13 protein-coding genes are annotated in these 16,394 nt (G+C 57.7%); 3 read left to right on the forward strand and 10 right to left on the reverse strand.

The annotated features are described in order from the left end of the window. Positions 1 to 15: 15 nt before the first annotated feature. Genes WN53_RS25980 through WN53_RS25995 form a run of 4 tightly spaced genes read right to left on the reverse strand, consistent with a single transcriptional unit; the run spans position 16 to position 3,676 of the window. A complete protein-coding gene (locus WN53_RS25980; RefSeq protein ID WP_024485613.1) occupies positions 16 to 516 on the reverse strand; it encodes a protein disulfide oxidoreductase in 501 nt (166 codons plus the stop codon). Next, positions 509 to 1,225 carry a DsbA family protein gene (locus tag WN53_RS25985; protein WP_024485614.1) on the reverse strand — a complete coding sequence of 239 codons (717 nt, stop codon included), beginning with the start codon at positions 1,223 to 1,225 and terminating at the stop codon, positions 509 to 511. The genes WN53_RS25980 and WN53_RS25985 overlap by 8 nt, the downstream gene beginning before the upstream one ends. Next, a complete protein-coding gene (locus WN53_RS25990; protein WP_024485615.1) occupies positions 1,222 to 3,258 on the reverse strand; it encodes a protein-disulfide reductase DsbD family protein in 2,037 nt (678 codons plus the stop codon). Before WN53_RS25990 ends, WN53_RS25985 begins: the two co-directional genes overlap by 4 nt. Positions 3,259 to 3,307: 49 nt before the next feature. Then, the gene (locus WN53_RS25995; protein WP_024485616.1) at positions 3,308 to 3,676 is read right to left on the reverse strand and encodes a hypothetical protein; all 369 of its coding nucleotides are present in this window, start codon (positions 3,674 to 3,676) and stop codon (positions 3,308 to 3,310) included. Positions 3,677 to 3,856: 180 nt separating this feature from the next. Here WN53_RS25995 and flk point away from each other — a divergent pair, with 180 nt between their 5' ends. After that, complete coding sequence (gene flk, locus WN53_RS26000) at positions 3,857 to 4,882, forward strand: flagella biosynthesis regulator Flk (RefSeq protein ID WP_024485617.1); 1,026 nt, start codon at positions 3,857 to 3,859, stop codon at positions 4,880 to 4,882. Here the strand turns inward: flk and WN53_RS26005 are convergent. Further along, positions 4,879 to 5,331 carry a rhodanese-like domain-containing protein gene (locus WN53_RS26005; RefSeq protein WP_024485618.1) on the reverse strand — a complete coding sequence of 151 codons (453 nt, stop codon included), beginning with the start codon at positions 5,329 to 5,331 and terminating at the stop codon, positions 4,879 to 4,881. The genes flk and WN53_RS26005 overlap by 4 nt on opposite strands. Positions 5,332 to 5,423: 92 nt before the next feature. Between WN53_RS26005 and pdxR the strand changes: the two genes are divergently transcribed. Further along, complete coding sequence (pdxR, locus tag WN53_RS26010; protein ID WP_390901735.1) at positions 5,424 to 6,875, forward strand: MocR-like pyridoxine biosynthesis transcription factor PdxR; 1,452 nt, start codon at positions 5,424 to 5,426, stop codon at positions 6,873 to 6,875. Here pdxR and WN53_RS26015 read toward each other — a convergent pair. Further along, positions 6,844 to 7,959, reverse strand: a complete 1,116-nt coding sequence (locus WN53_RS26015; RefSeq protein ID WP_024486882.1) for an SLC13 family permease — start codon at positions 7,957 to 7,959, stop codon at positions 6,844 to 6,846. The two genes, pdxR and WN53_RS26015, sit on opposite strands and share 32 nt — an antisense overlap. A gap of 145 nt (positions 7,960 to 8,104) precedes the next feature. Here WN53_RS26015 and apbE point away from each other — a divergent pair, with 145 nt between their 5' ends. After that, the gene (apbE, locus tag WN53_RS26020; protein ID WP_024486883.1) at positions 8,105 to 9,136 is read left to right on the forward strand and encodes an FAD:protein FMN transferase ApbE; all 1,032 of its coding nucleotides are present in this window, start codon (positions 8,105 to 8,107) and stop codon (positions 9,134 to 9,136) included. Positions 9,137 to 9,342: 206 nt separating this feature from the next. Here the strand turns inward: apbE and WN53_RS26025 are convergent, their stop codons facing one another. The 4 genes from WN53_RS26025 to WN53_RS26040 all read right to left on the reverse strand — a co-directional run bounded on the left by WN53_RS26025 (position 9,343) and on the right by WN53_RS26040 (position 16,389). Next, positions 9,343 to 10,302 carry an IS110 family RNA-guided transposase gene (locus WN53_RS26025; RefSeq protein ID WP_046807998.1) on the reverse strand — a complete coding sequence of 320 codons (960 nt, stop codon included), beginning with the start codon at positions 10,300 to 10,302 and terminating at the stop codon, positions 9,343 to 9,345. Between the two features lie 248 nt (positions 10,303 to 10,550). After that, a complete protein-coding gene (locus WN53_RS26030; protein WP_024486014.1) occupies positions 10,551 to 13,694 on the reverse strand; it encodes an efflux RND transporter permease subunit in 3,144 nt (1,047 codons plus the stop codon). Further along, on the reverse strand, positions 13,691 to 15,133 hold the full coding sequence (locus tag WN53_RS26035; protein ID WP_024486013.1) for an efflux RND transporter periplasmic adaptor subunit: 1,443 nt from the start codon (positions 15,131 to 15,133) through the stop codon (positions 13,691 to 13,693). The genes WN53_RS26030 and WN53_RS26035 overlap by 4 nt, the downstream gene beginning before the upstream one ends. Further along, positions 15,130 to 16,389 carry a TolC family protein gene (locus WN53_RS26040; RefSeq protein ID WP_024486012.1) on the reverse strand — a complete coding sequence of 420 codons (1,260 nt, stop codon included), beginning with the start codon at positions 16,387 to 16,389 and terminating at the stop codon, positions 15,130 to 15,132. The genes WN53_RS26035 and WN53_RS26040 overlap by 4 nt, the downstream gene beginning before the upstream one ends. Positions 16,390 to 16,394: the final 5 nt, after the last annotated feature.

Consider the following 16,394-nt stretch of genomic DNA (forward strand, 5'->3'; position numbering starts at 1 on the left):
ATTTAACCATTGAGACTAAATACTGGCCCACCAGAGCCGCAGTTTCATGCCCCAATAGCTGGTCCAGCCGGTGGTGCTCTGCACCACCTTGCCTTGAGAGATCACCACAATGGTCGGCGTTACGCCAATCTGCCACTGCGCCGATAGCTTGCCCTGCTCATCGTTCACCACCGGCAGTTGCAACTTTTTAGCCGCCAACCACTGCTCAACCTGCTGGTCATTGCCCGAACGCAGCGCCACGGTCATGACGTTACCGCCGTTTGCCACCAGCTTGGCCACGTAAGGCGTGGTAAAGCGGCAAACCCCACACCAGCTGGCCCAGAAATAGACCAACAAAGGTTTATCCTGGCTGAGCTGCGCCAACGACACCTGCTCTCCATCCAGGGTTTCGAGCATTTGTTGGTCAAAGGTCAAGGGAGCCTGCGGGGCCCGCCACCAGTCCATGGCGAACGTCACGCCCAGCACGAGCAACAGCAAAATCAGCAGTTCGCGCGCCCAGCGCCGCAACCTAGCCATTTTTTACCTTCGCCAATTGCTGCTTCACTAACGCTTCCAGATCCTCATAAGACACCGCGCCCGGCAGCATCTGATCGCCAATCAAGGTGGCTGGCGTTCCCTGCACACCAAACTGTTCCGCCAACTGCATATTGGTGCGTAGCGTGGTCATACTCTGTTCAGTCGGTGCAACCTGCTTAACCCCGATTTTATCTTGGGCAGCGGCGATGCTGGCGTTGTCATGAAAGCCTTTTTTCGCCATCAGGCGTTGATGCAACGGCCAGAACTGTTCTGGATGCTGTTCCCAAGCCGTTAACGCCACCCGCGACGAGGCGATCGAGCTTTCCCCTTTGAACGGCAGCAGCTTCACCACCAGCGCCACATCGGGATATTTGTTGACGATCTTCTCCAACATCGGATCAAACTGCTTACAGTACGGGCAGTTGTAATCAGTGAAAGCCACCAGCGTCAGCTTGGCATTCTTGGCCCCCAATCGTGGGCTGGCGGGATCGTCGAACAAGATTTTGCTATTTTTCTCAATAGCCTGGCCGATTTGCTGGTCGTTGGTTTGCTGCTGCCAGGCGTTAACCGCTTCCGCCAGAATATCTGGGTTAGAGACCAGCGTTTCACGGATCAGCTCTTTGATCCGCACTTCCTGCTCGGCGGTGAAAGGGGCCGCAGCCCAGACCGGGGTGACAATCAGCAGCAGTAACATCAGTAACTTGTTCATTTTTGGTTTCCTTTGGCAGTAGACAGGGCTTGCAGAACGGCTTCGCGAGTGAGCAGCGGTGACAACACTTCGCCGTCTGGCGAGCCGGGGCCATAGATTTGGTTAAAGGGAACGGCAACGCTGCCGCGCTGTTGCAGGAAGGTCGAGATGCTTTCCGACGGGCGGCTCCAGTCACCGCGCAACGCTACCACATCCTCGGCGCTGAGTGCTTTTTGCACCTCGTCGCGCAACAACACGTTGTATTTATTAGCCTTGCAGGTTACACACCAGTCGGCGGTCACATCGACAAACACCCGTTTGTTGTCGGCCAGCGCCTGTGCGATCGCCTGCTCAGAAAGCGGTTGCCAGGCGATGTTGTCGTGCAATGGCTGTCGCCATTGGTTGGCCGTCAACGATCCCACCAGCAATGCCAAACCGCCTACCACCAGCACGCTGGCCGTCGCGATCCCCGCTGACCGGGCACCTAACCGTTGCCACACCGCCAGCAATAAACCGAGCAGCAAGATGGCACCGACAATCAGAGTCGGCTTCACGCCGATATGGTTGGTCATCAGGCTAAGCAGCCAGAGCGAAGAAACCAGCATTAGCAAGCCCAGCGCCAGCCTCATCCCGTTCATCCAGCGGCCAGGACGTGGTAGGCGTAACGCCAGCGCAGGCCAGGCGGCAATCAACAACCAAGGCAGGCTCATGCCAATTCCCAGCGCCACAAACATACCCCAAAGCACCGGCAACGGAGCCGCCAATGCAAAGGCTACCGCAGTTCCCAGGAAAGGTGCAGAGCAAGGCGTTGCCAGCAGCGTGGCAAACGCTCCCTGCCAGAAATGACCGCTCAAGCCACGCCCGTTATGGGTGGCCAGCTTGGTATTCAACGAGGAAGAGAGTTGCAGGTGGAACAGGCCGAACAGATTGGCACTGAATAGCAGCGTCACCAGCACCATAAAGCCGATAAACCACGGGTTTTGGAATTGGATACCCCAGCCCAGCGCGTGATTGCTCAGGCGCAACAGCGTCATCAGCAAGGCCAGCGCCATAAAGGACACCACGATCCCCAAGGAAGAGGCCAGAAATTGCCAACGCACGCTACGCCGATCGCGCTGTTCGACCTGCAAGATGGAGCCTAGCTTCATCCCTAGCACCGGCAGCACACAAGGCATCAGGTTAAGAATGAAACCGCCCGCTAGCGCCATCAACACCGCTTGCCATAAGGGGAAAGCCACGGTGGAAGGTAAAGCAAGCGGCCCGCCAATGGTCAGCGTAGCCTCCTGAGCGATTCCACCATCGCTGATAACCAGCCGCAGCTGTTTACCGAGCAGATCCGGTGCTGCGTCTCCCCAACCATCACTCACGGGAACTCGCGCTTGCAGACTCTCGCCATCACTGCTGACCGTTGGCTTGCCCAGATCGGCTCCTGCTAAGGTATCAAAGAACAGCTCAGGTTGTTGCCAGCCCGCAGTGCGTTCGGCGCTAATCTGCAACTCACCGTTGCGATAACCGGCACGCAGGCTGTCCACCAACCCGCTGGCAATCGGCACCTGCCCCATCGCCTGAGCAAAGTCGTGATTGAATTTTGGGTCAGCCGGAGTGGTGAGATCCAGTTTGAACGGATAATCGGTCAAGATGCAAACGTTGCTACAGGTGGATAAGGTAAGCCTTCCCTCCAGTTGCTGTGGCACAGCCCCCTTGAACACGATGGGCAGCGTTACCCGCTGCTGATAGCCCTGCGTCGAAATCCCCGCCACGTCAAAGCGCTGCGGGGTTGGCCAGAACCAGGTTGCCGGTGGTGGGTTACCCTGCCAGGTGATTGCTGGCGCAATGCCGCCTTCCCCTGGTGAGCGCCAGTAGGTTTTCCATCCTTTTTCCAGCTCAACAGCGAGCAGCACACGGGTTTCGTCCCCGTTGCTGGTGTCGGCACGCAGCCTGACTTGCGCATGATCGTTCTGCGGGCTTTGCAGCCAGCCGCTATCCGCTGCCTGTGTTGCAGGTAGCCAAAGCACTAACAGGCAAGCCAACGCCAGCCTGATGATATTCCACATAATTGTTCTCCATAAATAAATTAGTCACTCGGTTTAACGAGGGATTAACTCATTCACGGAACACGCATAATCGCAGATGCACCCTGAGGGTGGGGGGGGAAATAACGCGTACAGGAGGGTACGGCAGGCGTGGAGCGATGATCGGAGCCAGCAGGACCAGCAACATCCCCAGGCCAAACAGCACGTTTTCAAACATCACCGGTGGAGAGGCCAACAGCGATTTAGCACTCAGCTCACAAGGGGTCGTGGTGGTGGCCTCTTCATCACCGCTGGCCGAAGATTGGCTAACGCTGACAGTGGGCAGGCCAAGAGCTAATTGCAAGGTATGCAAACCCGCCATGCGCTGGGTGAGGCACGTCAGTACCACCAGGCAAGCCAGGGTTAAAAACCATTTTGCAATCCGCTGCCGATTTATCATCACGCCCTCAATGCCGTATCTGCGCCTATCTTAGCGGCGCAAATAGGATAAGCAACGATTAGCCTGTAAAGAAATGTCTGGCGGCGGTATTGATGGCACGAAATTACAGGTATCATAAGCGATTAAGCCTGTGCTTTTCGCCGGGTATGTCGACTTTATACACTGCGAAGGACTGGTGATATGCAACCATTAAGTGGACCTGGCGCTCCTGGCGCAGCCGATCACCCTCCGACCGCAGGCAAAATCCCCCCTGCCGACGATCAACCGCTCTCCCCAGCCCAACGCACCCAGTTGGAAAAACTGATCGTCAAGATCATGGCCCTCAGCCCGGCCAAATCCGCCGAGATCTGGGCCACGCTGCGTCATGAATTAGGGGCGGATAACCACAGCGAACTGTTGGCGCGCCATTTCCAACCGGCCGAGCAGCTACTGCAAAACCGCCTTGGCGTGGCACAACAGAGCCATGCCAGCCGCCAACTGCTGCAACAGCTCACTGAACTGTTGCCACAAGGCAATAACCGCCAGGCGGTCAGCGACTTTATCCGCCAGCAGTTTGGCCATACGGTGTTAAGCCAGTTGAGCCACCCACAGCTCCAGCAAGTGTTGAACCTGCTGCAAACCGGCGAACTGACAATCCCTCATCCGCAACAAACGGCCACCAGCGATCGTTCGCTGCTGCCTGCGGAACATCAGCACTTGCAGCTGCAAGTCACCAAGCTCAGCGCGGCTACCGGCGAGACAACGGCCAAACTCTGGCAGGCACTGTTCGATCTGGTCGGGGTAAAAATCAACGATCCGTTGCCCGCACGCCACTTCCAACTGCTCAGTCAGTTTATGCAGGTGAAATTGGCGCTCAGCCCACAAACGGCGCCGACGCTGCAAAACCTGCTGGCGGTATTGAAACAGCCAGCAGACCAACAGGAGCAGCAACAGCTCAATGACTATTGCCAGCACCGCTTTAACGGCAACCTCAATACGCCGTTGACCCACGCGCAGCTAAACGACGTGATCCAGCAACTGTTTACCCGCCGTCTGGACAAGGCTGGCCACGCTCCGTCGCTACACAGTGACGTCCAACAGCCACAGCCATTACTTAACCCGCTAATCGCTGCCCTGCCGCAGCCTTTACAGTCGCTATTCAGTAAGCCTTTGGCGCTGGTTGTCGGCGTTATCGTATTGGCATTGGTACTGTGGGCGCTGTTTTAACAGCCGCACTCCGGTGCTTTATCCCGCCCCTGCATCGTCCCCTGCTCAACACCGATGGCCACCGGATGGCCATCGCGTAGCCAGAAATCCAGCCCACCAATCAGCTCTTTGACCCGAAAACCGAGCTTGGCCAACTTGTATGCCCCCTGGGTGGAACCGTTACAGCCGATACCGTCGCAGTAGGTGACATAGACCTTGTCACGATCGAGAGATGAGGTACTGCTTTCATCCATTAAGCGATGGGGAAAGCTCAGCGCTCCAGGAATATGCCCGGCGGAGTAGAGCGCGCTGGCACGGGTATCGATCACCACAATCTCGCTGACGCCATTGCGCAAATCTTCCGCCACGTCCGCCGAGTCGGCGTAAAAGCTGAGCTTAGCCGCCAGATAGTCCAGGCTTTGTGCTGCCGCTGCCGGGGGAAAAGCCAATACCAGTGAAGAGACGTTCATAGTGCAACTCCAGTGCCTTAAGGTTGATGACAATAGTGCCTGATTTTGGTCTTATGTTTGAGACCCATTTTGCCAAGGTGATAAGACCGATTATGTCTCAGGTATTGCTGACGCTATTTCAACAGGCGGATAACGCGACGGGCACACTACGTGAGCGAGTGTGTAATACGTTGCGCACGGCGATCCATAGCGGCACGTTAAGCGCGGGCCAGCGCCTGCCCTCCTCGCGGGTTCTGGCGGCCGATCTGAGCATCTCACGGGTTACCGCCGAAGCCGCCTATGCGCAGCTGGAAGCCGAGGGATATCTACATCGCCGGGTGGGCCAAGGCACCTCTGTCGCTATCCAGATCGCCAAGCCTGCGCCAATACGCAAATCCAGCGGCCAACTGCGGCTCTCACAGCGCGGTTTGGCGATTGTGCAAACCGGTGGCTGCCGCGATCCACAACAGCCACTACCGTTTGCTGCCGGTTCACCGGATCTGCGCGCCTTCCCGTTGAAGCTGTGGCAACAGCTCACCGCCCAACGGCTGCGGCTACAGGGGGAAAAGCTGCTGCGTTATGGCGATCCCCAAGGCTACTTGCCGCTGCGTGAAGCCATTGCCGGTTACGTCGGCCAAACCCGGGGCGTGAACTGCGACGCGGAACAGGTGATCGTCCTGACCAGCTCCCAACAGGCATTGCAGCTGATTGCCACCTTGCTGATCGATAATGGAGATGTGGTGTGGGTCGAGGAGCCTGGTTACAACGGGGCCAAGAACGCATTTACCAGCGCGGGAGCCAATCTGGTACCGGTGGCAGTGGATGAGGCCGGGCTGCAGCCAGACGGCTCGTTGCCTCCCCCTCGCCTGATCTATCTGACGCCTTCGCATCAGTACCCCACCGGCGTGGCACTCAGCCTGGAACGGCGATTGGCCCTATTGGAACAGGCCCGGCGATCGCAAAGTTGGATTATTGAGGATGACTACGACAGCGAGTTTCACTATGACGGCCAACCGATGCCCGCCATGCAGGGTCTGGATCGCCACGGCACGGTGCTGTATGTCGGCACCTTCTCCAAAGCGCTGTTCCCCTCGCTACGGCTGGCCTATCTGATTGTGCCCCCCGCGTTGGTGGCAGCGTTCACCACCGCACGTTCGGTATATGACGGCCATTGCGCTCAGTTGGCACAGGCCGTCACGGCAGAGTTTATTCTGCAAGGGCATTTTGCTGCCCACATCCGTTATATGCGCCAACTCTATCGCAGCCGCCGTGATTGGCTACTAACGCAGCTAGCACAGCACCTGGGGCATTTTGCCACGCCACAGCACGCGGGCGGCGGGCTTCAGCTCGGCGTTTGGCTACCGGTGGGCCAAGAGGCAGAACTGACCCGGCAGGCGCAACAGCTAGGCGTCATTACTCCCGGCCTGTCCACCCAGTATCAGAACGCCAGAGCCAGACGCGACGGCTGGTTACTGGGGTTCTCGGCCCTCACGCCAGGGGAGATTACCCTGGCCGTGGAGCGGCTGAGCCGAATTAACCCAGTAACAGCCAACCCACCAACGTAGCCCATGCCAGGAAGGGTATCGAATAGTAATGGAACCGCAGCCAGATCTGGCGTTCCCCCGCCATCCGCAGGGCGATCAGGTTCGCCAGTGAGCCGATCGCCAGGCCAAATCCCCCGGCGTTTACCGCATAGGCCACCAAGGCGCTGGACGGCACATAGTTCAGCAACAAAATGGTCGCCGGGACGTTGCTGATCACTTGGGATAAAGCGATCCCCAACACATATACGCTGCCGTCCGCCAGCGAGGCAATCTGGTCAAACAGCGGCTGCAGCGCTGGCAGTTGGGTCAGCAAGCCAATATTGATAAACATGGCGAGAAATACGAAGATCAGGCTCCAGTCAATCTGCAGCAGCACCTGGCGAGCCAACAGCAGAAAACCGGCAAACACCAGTAACATGCCATACAACGGCACGTCCAAATCCAAGCAGATCAGAAAGGCCACATACAGCGCGACACTGGCCAGCAACAGGCGCATTTGATAAGGATAGGGTTGGGTGTTAGGGGCTTTGACAATTTTCCGCGCCGGGAAACTGAACCAGGTGACCACCAGCAGGCTCAGCATCATGATAATGCCGAACGGTGCCATGCGCCCGATAAACTCCATAAAGGTCAGCGAAGACTTGCTCCACAGCAAAATATTCTGCGGATTGCCAATCGGTGTCAGCAACGACCCGGCGTTAACCGCCAGTGCCTGGAAGATGATCAGGCGGCTTATCGGCAGTGAAGAAAGCTTTTTCAGCGTAATGGTCAACGGGATAACGATAAACAGCGCCACATCGTTGGTGAGAAACGACGACAGCACCGCAGCAGCACACACCAGAAACAGTGCCAGTGAACGTTCACTTTGCAGGGTGTTCACAATCTGGCGGCCGATAAAATCGAAATAGCCACTAACCTCAACGCCTTTGGTCAGCAGCATCAACCCCAGCAGGGTCATAATGGTGCGCCAATCGATAAAGCCAGAGAGTGCCCTCAGCGGCTGTGGCCCAATGGCGTACAGCAGCATCCCCATCAGCAACAACGCATGCAGGAAGCGGTCATGCAAAAATGGCCTCAACAAACTGGTCAGCGCATTTGAACTCATGGATTTACTCTTATTTTTCAAGCGAAGGCTGGAAAACGACGTTAGCCGAAGCTCTTGAATTACGCCAGTAAAAAAGCACGTTGCCCTTTCCATTTATCGTATTTTGTTTTATACCCGTCGTCTTTCCCTGCTTTTAGGATTTTCTATGGCCAATTCCATTGCCAAAAGGCTGCTGCTCAGCGCGGCGCTGATGCTGCTAGCCGCCTGTAACGATGCCAACACCCGCCCCCAGATCGACATCGAAGGCAAAACCATGGGGACGTTCTATAGCGTAAAGGTCAGCGGCACTATCACCGAGAGCAAACAACAATTGCAGCAGGAGATCGATGCGCTGCTGGAGCAGGCTAACGACGATATTTCCACCTACCGCCCCGATTCGGTGTTATCCCGCTTCAACCAGAACACCACTGCCGAGCCGCAGCCCATCCCCCGTGGAATGGCCGATATCATCCTCACCGCTCAGCGCATTGGCCGTGATACCGGAGGTGCTATGGATATCACCGTCGGCCCTTTGGTTAACCTGTGGGGCTTCGGCCCGGATAAGCGGGCCGTCAAAGTCCCCAGCCAGCAGCAGATCGACGTGGCTCGCCAGCATATTGGTTTGCAACATCTGAAGCTGCTGAGCGACAGCCGGGGTGAATGGCTGCAAAAAGATCTCCCGGAGATGTATGTCGATCTCTCCACGCTAGGCGAAGGTTACGGCGTGGATCAGTTGGTCCAGTTGATGGCGCGCAAAGGCATCACCAACTATCTGGTATCGGTGGGTGGAGCCGTTTCATCACGCGGCGTGAATGGCCAGAACAAGCCTTGGAGGGTGGCAATCCAAAAGCCCACCGACCGGGAAAATGCGGTGCAAGCGCTGGTGGATTTGCAAGGCTACGGCATCAGCACTGCGGGGAGTTATCGTAACTACTTCGAGCAGGACGGTCAGCGCTATTCCCACGTGATCGATCCCGTCACTGGGCGGCCTATCACCCATAAGCTGGTTTCCGTTACGGTGATTGCCCCTACGGCGTTGGAAGCCGATGGTTGGGATACCGGGTTGATGGTGCTGGGCACGGAAAAAGCGCTGAAACTGGCCGAAGAGAAAGGACTGGCGGTGTATCTGATCAGCAAAACCGATGACGGTTTCAGCGCGACGATGACGCCGCAGTTTAAGGCGTTTTTGGTGCAGTAAAGGGTTTTGATTCCCATGTTGTCCCCTCACCCTAACCCTCTCCCACAGGGAGAGGGGACCGATCGAGTTCGCTATTCGTTACAGAAACTTACCTGACCATGGCACTAAATCAACTGCCTTTTACCCTGCTAACAGATTGATCACGGCACCTTGCCACAACACTGTACCAGCTCCCTCTCCCTGTGGGAGAGATACCGTCTTGTCGGCTATCCGGCAAGCGGTATTTCCGCATTAAATGTCTTTCCTGATTTCACCACACCATAGGCCAGTTGCAGCAGTTTTCGCATCGCCGCACACACTCTCTCTTTGCCCGATTTCCCACGCAACTTCAGTCTTTCTGTTAAGTCTTTAACCACAACATTGTATTGGCTTGCCACCACCGCGGGCATGTATAACGCGCTTCGTAGCTCACCGTGTCCCACTTTCGATAACCGGCTTTTCCCTTTAAACATCCCCGACTCACATCGCTGTGGATTCAGTCCTGCGTACGCTACCAGGGCCTTGCTGCTGGTGAACCGACGCAGGTTTCCTGCGAAGGCCAGCAGGCTGGAGCTCAGCATCTCTCCCACTCCAGGGATACTTTTTAGCAACTCGCTGTCCCGTTTCAGGTCAGGGTTATCATCGATGTGCTGACTGATTTTCTTCTTCGTTTCTCGTATCAGTTCATCCAACGTGGCGATGTGCTCATTGAGTGAAGGGACGATGACTGCTTCGGCCACCTCCAGGCGATTTTCTTCCATCTGACGCATCTCTTCCAGGTTCTTAAGATGCCTGACCAACGCGGTCAACTGGCGTTCGCTCAACGGGGCTGGGAACCACGGGTCAGGCTGATGCAGTGCGCAGTAGCGGGCTATCATCGCTGCATCGCTTTTGTCCGTTTTGTTCCGGGCCAGTTCTGTATTGCCGAAGGAATGGATACACGCCGGGTTCATCAGACTGACGTGGTAGTTGTTGTCTGCCAGATAAGTGGCCAGTTCCGTACTGTAGCTCCCGGTGGCTTCCATACAGACATGACAGTCGCCAAAGCGGCTCAACCAGGCTGCGAACTCGCGGCATCCAGAAGGGGTATTGGCAAACTTTTTGGTTTTATACTTCTGATTGTCCAGCAGTACGGCGACATCAAATTTGTGTTTGGCGATATCAACGCCGACAGGGGTTCTACGCATTATGGCACTCCATAACCATGTCTGAAATTTATCGCCGGACCATCCTTATATGTGGGTGCTCATAGGCACAGGATACCGTTCGGTCTAGAAGGCGACAGGGAAATAGACAGCCGGGGCACAATCTCTCCCACGGGCTCATAGGCACTAGGGTTAGGGGGAGCTCACCGGCTATCTCCCGATGATCAGTCGGGGATCTTCTCCGCTAAGGCGGAGAAGATCAAGACATAAGGGTTGGGGTGAGGGGCCGACTACTCTGCCTCAGCACCGGGTTTTTCATCCTTGCGGTGCAGCAGCGAATACACCGCCGGGATCACCAACATCGATAACAATGGCGCACTCACCATACCGCCAATCATCGGTGCGGCAATCCGCTGCATCACCTCTGAGCCAGCACCACCGCCCCACATAATCGGCAGTAAACCGGCCATAATGGTCGCCACCGTCATCACCTTCGGCCTGACGCGCAACACCGCCCCTTCGCTAATCGCCACCATCAGTTGCTGATGACTCAACGGCTGACCGGGCTGACGATGTTTCGCCAACGCCTGATTAAGGTACAGCACCATAATCACGCCAAACTCCGCCGCCACCCCGGCCAGGGCAATAAAGCCTACCGCCCCCGCCACCGACAGGTTGTAATCGAGCAGATACAGCAGCCAGACCCCGCCTATCAGCGCAAACGGCAGCGTCGCCATGATCAGCAGCGCATCGCTCACGCTGTTGAAGGTGACAAACAGCAGCACGAAGATGATCGCCAGCGTTACCGGCAGCACAATCTTCAACTGGGCGCTAGCGCGTTCCAGATACTCAAACTGCCCGGACCAACTTAGGGAAACCCCGGCAGGCAGCTTCACCTGCTGTGCCACCACCTGCTGCATCTCTTCCACCGCCGATTTCAAATCGCGCCCGCGCAGATCGACATAGATCCAATCCGAAAGCCGGGCGTTATCGCTTTTCAGCATCGGTGGCCCTTCGGTGATGCGAATATCCGCCAGTTCTGCCAAAGGTACTTGCCCACCCGTCGCCGTCACCACCGGCAATTCACGCAGCTTTTGCAGAGAATCACGGATCTCCCTTGGATAACGGACGTTGATCGGATAACGCGCGCGTCCTTCAATGGTTTCAGCGATGTTTTCCCCACCCACCAACGTAGAGACCACCGATTGCAGCTCTTTCACCGAAACGCCGTAACGTGCCGCACGCTGGCGATCGATATCGATATCCACATAGCGCCCTCCAGCCAGGCGCTCCGCCAGTGCGGAAGTCACACCTGGAACCTGCTTCACCACCTGCTCAATCTGGCTGGCCGCCTGCTCAATATCGGCAATATTGCTGCCGTTGACCTTGATACCTACCGGGCTTTTGATGCCGGTCGCCAGCATATCCAGACGGTTACGGATCGGCGGCACCCAGACGTTGGCAATACCGGGCACCTTGACCACGCTGTCCAGTTCGGCCACCAGCTTGTCCATCGTCATGCCGGGCCGCCACTGGTCGCGGGGCTTAAAGCGAATGGTGGTTTCCAACATGGTTAGCGGAGCCGGATCGGTTGCCGTCTCCGCTCGCCCAGCCTTGCCAAAGACCGTGTCCACTTCTGGCACGGTTTTGATCAACCTGTCGGTCAATTGCAGCAGCCGTGCCGCCTCGCGGGCCGAGATCCCCGGCAGGGTCGAAGGCATATACAGCAGATCCCCTTCGTCCAGCGGGGGCATAAACTCGCTGCCCAGGCGGCTGAGCGGGAATAGGGTCAGCACCAACAGCAGAGCGGAAATCCCCAGAGTGGTTTTAGGCCGTGCCAGCACCGCTGCCAGCAACGGCTGATACATGCGGATCAACCAGCGATTGATCGGGTTGGCATGTTCGTCCGGAATGCGGCCCCGGATAAAATAGCCCATCAGCACCGGCACCAGCGTGATGCCCAACCCGGCGGATACCGCCATCGCATAGGTTTTGGTGAACGCCAATGGCGCAAACATCCGCCCTTCCTGCGCCTGTAGCGAAAACACCGGGATAAACGACAGGGTAATGATCAACAGACTACAGAACAGCGCCGGGCCAACCTCCACCGCCGCTTGCTCAGAAATGTGCCAGTAATCTTTTGAGGTGGGCTGCTGGCCGGGATGGCGTTGCCGCCACTGCTCGAGCACTTTGTGCATGTTTTCGATCATTACGATCGCCGCATCCACCATCGCGCCGATAGCAATAGCTATTCCCCCCAGCGACATGATGTTGGCGTTAACCCCTTGATAATGCATCACCACAAAGGCGCCCAGGATCCCCAGCGGTAGAGTCACCATCGCCACCAGCGCCGAGCGGAAGTGGGACAGGAACAAGGCGCACACCACCGCAACCACCAGGAACTCTTCCAACAGCTTGAATGACAGCGTATCGATCGCATGCTCGATCAGTTGCGATCGGTCATAAACCGGCACGATCTCCACGCCCGGCGGCAGAGTGTGCTGAAGCTGTTGCAGCTTGACCTTCAGCGCATTAATGGTTTCCAGCGCATTCTTACCGTAGCGCATGACCACAATGCCACCCGCCACTTCACCTTCACCGTTGAGCTCCGCCACGCCACGGCGGATTTCCGGCCCCTCACGCAGTTCTGCGACCTGTGACAACAGGATCGGCACACCGTCGCGCGCAGTGATCACCACGTTATTAAAGTCGGCGAGTTTTTTCAGGTAGCCGGAGGTGCGCACCATATACTCAGCCTCCCCCATCTCCAGCAGCGCACCGCCGCCTTCCTGGTTGGCATCCTGAATGGCGCTCACCACCTGCTGATGGGTAATATTCAGCGCCCGCATACTTTGCGGATTTAATATCACCTGATATTGCCGCACCATGCCGCCAACGCTGGCCACTTCCGCGACGTTAGGCACGGTTTTCAGTTCGAACTTGAGCGTCCAGTCCTGCAAGGCGCGCAGATCCGCCAGGCTGTGTTTACCTGTACGATCGACTAGCGCATACTCATAAACCCAACCAACGCCGGTAGCATCCGGCCCCAGCGCCACTTTGACCTGCGGCGGCAGCGAAGACTGCACCTGACTGAGTGACTCCAACACCCGCGAACGCGCCCAGTAAGGATCGGTACCATCTTCAAACAGAATGTAGACGTAGGCATCGCCGAACATGGAGAAACCCCGCACCGTGCTGGCTCCCGGCACCGTCAGCATGGTGGTGGTCAGCGGGTAGGTCACCTGATCTTCGATCACCTGCGGCGCTTTGCCCGGATAGGTCGCCCGGACGATCACCTGCACGTCAGAGAGATCGGGCAGCGCATCCAGCGGTGCCTTCTGCAACGCCCATACGCCCCACCCGGCCAGCAATATCGAAGCCAGCAATACCAACAGGCGATTGCGTATCGACCAGCGGATCACGGAGGCGATCATTGGAGGCCTCCTTGCGGCATGATCTGGCTGATGTGCGAGCCGTTTTCATCCACGCTAAAGTGGAACATCACCTTGCTGCCGATGCCAATCCCGGCGGGTAAGCCACCCGCTGGCAAGGTGAAATCCATGGTCATCGCGGGCCATTGCAACTCTGCCACCGGATCGTGCGACAGCGTGACGGTAGCGCCATCCACCGCCTCGACCACGCCCAACGTCTGATACTGTTTTACCCCCGCCTGCCCGGCCATCTGTGGCAAGGCGCTGCGCATGCTGGCTTCGGAATCAATCAGGAACTGGCCTGAGGTGACCACCTGTTGTCCGGCTTGCAGACCCTGTTTGATTTCTACCCAGCCGTCCTGTGCCAGGCCGGCGACCACGTCAACCGGAGCAAAGTGGCCGTTCCCTTCCGCCACCAGCACCCGGTTGCGATCGCCACTGCCGATCAGAGCCTCCTGCGGGATAGCCAGCACCGGCTTGGCCCCGGCGTTTTGCGCCAGTTGCACCTGCAAATACATGCCCGGCTTCAGACGCTGTTGAGGATTTTTCAGCACGATACGCGCTTTAAAGGTGCGGGTAAGCGGATCGACGTTAGGCAGCAGCTCGCTGACCTCCCCGGTGAAGCGTTCCCCCGGCCAACTGGCGGAGCTGGCTGCCACCGCATCGCCAACCTGCAACAGCCCGGCCTGCGCCTGCGGGTAATCAATCACCATCCACACCGGATCGAGACTGGCCAACTCAAACAGGCCCTGCGTTGCGGTAACCTGCATCCCTTCCCGTGCGTCCAGCTTGTTGATAAACCCGCTCTCTGGTGCGGTAATGGTAATGCGGGTCTGGGGTTGGCCGCTGCGTTCAACCTGGCGAATGATGGCTTCAGGCATAAACTGCAATGCCAGGCGCTGGCGGGCGGCAGAGGTCAGTGCGCTATCGCCCAGTTTGCGGATCGCCAGGTATTCCTGCTGTGCAGCACTCCAGTCCGGGATCCACAGCTGTGCCAGCGCTTGTCCTTTCTTTACCTGCTGCTGGCTGGCACGCACATAGAGTTTGTCTATCAGCCCGTTGGCCCGAGCGGCAATCACTTGCACGCCGCGCTCATCGGTGGCAACGCTGCCATAGGCATCAAGCTGCAAATTCAATTCACGCAGTTGTGCAGCCGCTGTACGGACGCCCAGATTCTGCTGCTGGCGGGCGCTGATAGTGACACCACCGTCATCCTGCTGCTCATCGGCATAGCGTGGCACCAGTTCCATATCCATAAACGGCGATTTGCCCGGCTTATCAAAACGCTGGCCTGGCACCATCGGATCGTACCAATACAGCACCTGCCGTTCGGCACCGCCGCTAGCGGGTTGCGCCGCGGTTTTTTCCCCGGCAAACCAGTAACCGCCCATAGCACCACCCAATAAGGCGGCTAACAGCGTCAGGCTAAAACGCATTTTCATGACTTTGCCTCCTGCACGGTGAGATAACGGATGGCGGCCCACAGCTGAGCCAATTCACGCGCGGCCTTACCGGCGCTCAGACGGCTGTCGAGCAAGGCCCGACGAGCTTCCAACACTGAGGAGAGATCGCTTTTACCACTGCGGTATTGCGCCAGTTGCAGTGCCACGCGCTGTTGTTGCAACGGGATCGCTTGCTGCTGTTGACGCTGCCATTGCGCCTGCGCGGCCTGATACTGCGCCAGCAGCGTATCTAACTGGGCCTGATGGTCGCGGATCAATAACGTCAGTTGGTCGTTGGCTTCCATCGAGCGGGAAACGTCAGCGGCATAGTCCTTATCCTGCCGCTGGGAGCGGAACAGGGGCAGATCGACGGTAAACATCACACCCGCCATATCCTCATAGCCATCGGCCCGTTTGCCATACGACACCTCTATCCCCACGTCTGGAATGGCGGCCACCTCGGACTGCGCCGATCGCGCCTTGGCCACATCGGCCTCACGGCTGGCCTGCACGACTTCCGGATGCTGTTTTATCGCTTGTCGCAACAGATTGCTCTCGGCGGGCAGGCGCTCGAAACGTGGCAACGGGCCACCGATCCCCTCAACCTGCTGCCCGGTCAACTGGGTTAAGCGAGCCTGGGCGATGGTGACGTCACGCTGTGCCTCACTGAGCCGGTCCTGCATCGCCAACAGCGTCAAGCGAGCATCGATGACGTTAGCAGCGGGCGAACTGCCGCTGGCCACTCCGGCATGTTGGGCGGCGATCTGGCGTTCACTCTCCTTGAGCAAGACCGTGGCATCCTTCAGCGTCTGCTGGCTCAGCGCCAGTTCCAACCAGGCTTGTGCCGTCTGCTGCTGCAAACGGGCACGGATTGTCGCACTGCTGGCTTCGGTTTTATTGGCCTCGGCCCGTAGGGTATCCGCCTTACGTTGGCGCTTAGTGCTGCTGACATAATCCTGCATGATGCCAACCCGCTCCATGGTCATCCCGTCACGGGTCAAGCGCCGGGCGTTACCGCCCTGTACCGGCACGTTTTCAATGCCGAATGTAAGCTTGGGATCGGGCAACTCCATCGCCGAATCCGCCATGTTTTGCAGCGCATTCACCTGATGCTGGTTGGCCGAAAGCTCGGCGGAATAGCGCTCCGCCGCCGCCAACGATTGCTCCAACGTCAGGCCGGTTGCCTGCGCACTCGCCGTCCAACAGGCGAGCAGCAGCCAGCCCACCCGCAATGGGTGAGAAAGTAGTCTGGACATGGTGC

Source organism: Serratia fonticola (genome assembly GCF_001006005.1).
GTDB classification, from domain to species: Bacteria; Pseudomonadota; Gammaproteobacteria; order Enterobacterales; family Enterobacteriaceae; genus Chania; species Chania fonticola.

What these genes read in the sequence shown, in the direction of transcription:
- pdxR (WP_390901735.1), top strand. Translation starts at nt 5,424, where the DNA reads ATGTCTCAGGTATTGCTGACGCTATTTCAACAGGCGGATAACGCGACG.
- WN53_RS26005 (WP_024485618.1), bottom strand. Translation starts at nt 5,331, where the DNA reads ATGAACGTCTCTTCACTGGTATTGGCTTTTCCCCCGGCAGCGGCAGCA.
- flk (WP_024485617.1), top strand. Translation starts at nt 3,857, where the DNA reads ATGCAACCATTAAGTGGACCTGGCGCTCCTGGCGCAGCCGATCACCCT.
- WN53_RS26025 (WP_046807998.1), bottom strand. Translation starts at nt 10,302, where the DNA reads ATGCGTAGAACCCCTGTCGGCGTTGATATCGCCAAACACAAATTTGAT.
- apbE (WP_024486883.1), top strand. Translation starts at nt 8,105, where the DNA reads ATGGCCAATTCCATTGCCAAAAGGCTGCTGCTCAGCGCGGCGCTGATG.
- WN53_RS26015 (WP_024486882.1), bottom strand. Translation starts at nt 7,959, where the DNA reads ATGAGTTCAAATGCGCTGACCAGTTTGTTGAGGCCATTTTTGCATGAC.
- WN53_RS26040 (WP_024486012.1), bottom strand. Translation starts at nt 16,389, where the DNA reads ATGTCCAGACTACTTTCTCACCCATTGCGGGTGGGCTGGCTGCTGCTC.
- WN53_RS26030 (WP_024486014.1), bottom strand. Translation starts at nt 13,694, where the DNA reads ATGATCGCCTCCGTGATCCGCTGGTCGATACGCAATCGCCTGTTGGTA.
- WN53_RS25990 (WP_024485615.1), bottom strand. Translation starts at nt 3,258, where the DNA reads ATGTGGAATATCATCAGGCTGGCGTTGGCTTGCCTGTTAGTGCTTTGG.
- WN53_RS25985 (WP_024485614.1), bottom strand. Translation starts at nt 1,225, where the DNA reads ATGAACAAGTTACTGATGTTACTGCTGCTGATTGTCACCCCGGTCTGG.
- WN53_RS25980 (WP_024485613.1), bottom strand. Translation starts at nt 516, where the DNA reads ATGGCTAGGTTGCGGCGCTGGGCGCGCGAACTGCTGATTTTGCTGTTG.
- WN53_RS25995 (WP_024485616.1), bottom strand. Translation starts at nt 3,676, where the DNA reads ATGATAAATCGGCAGCGGATTGCAAAATGGTTTTTAACCCTGGCTTGC.
- WN53_RS26035 (WP_024486013.1), bottom strand. Translation starts at nt 15,133, where the DNA reads ATGAAAATGCGTTTTAGCCTGACGCTGTTAGCCGCCTTATTGGGTGGT.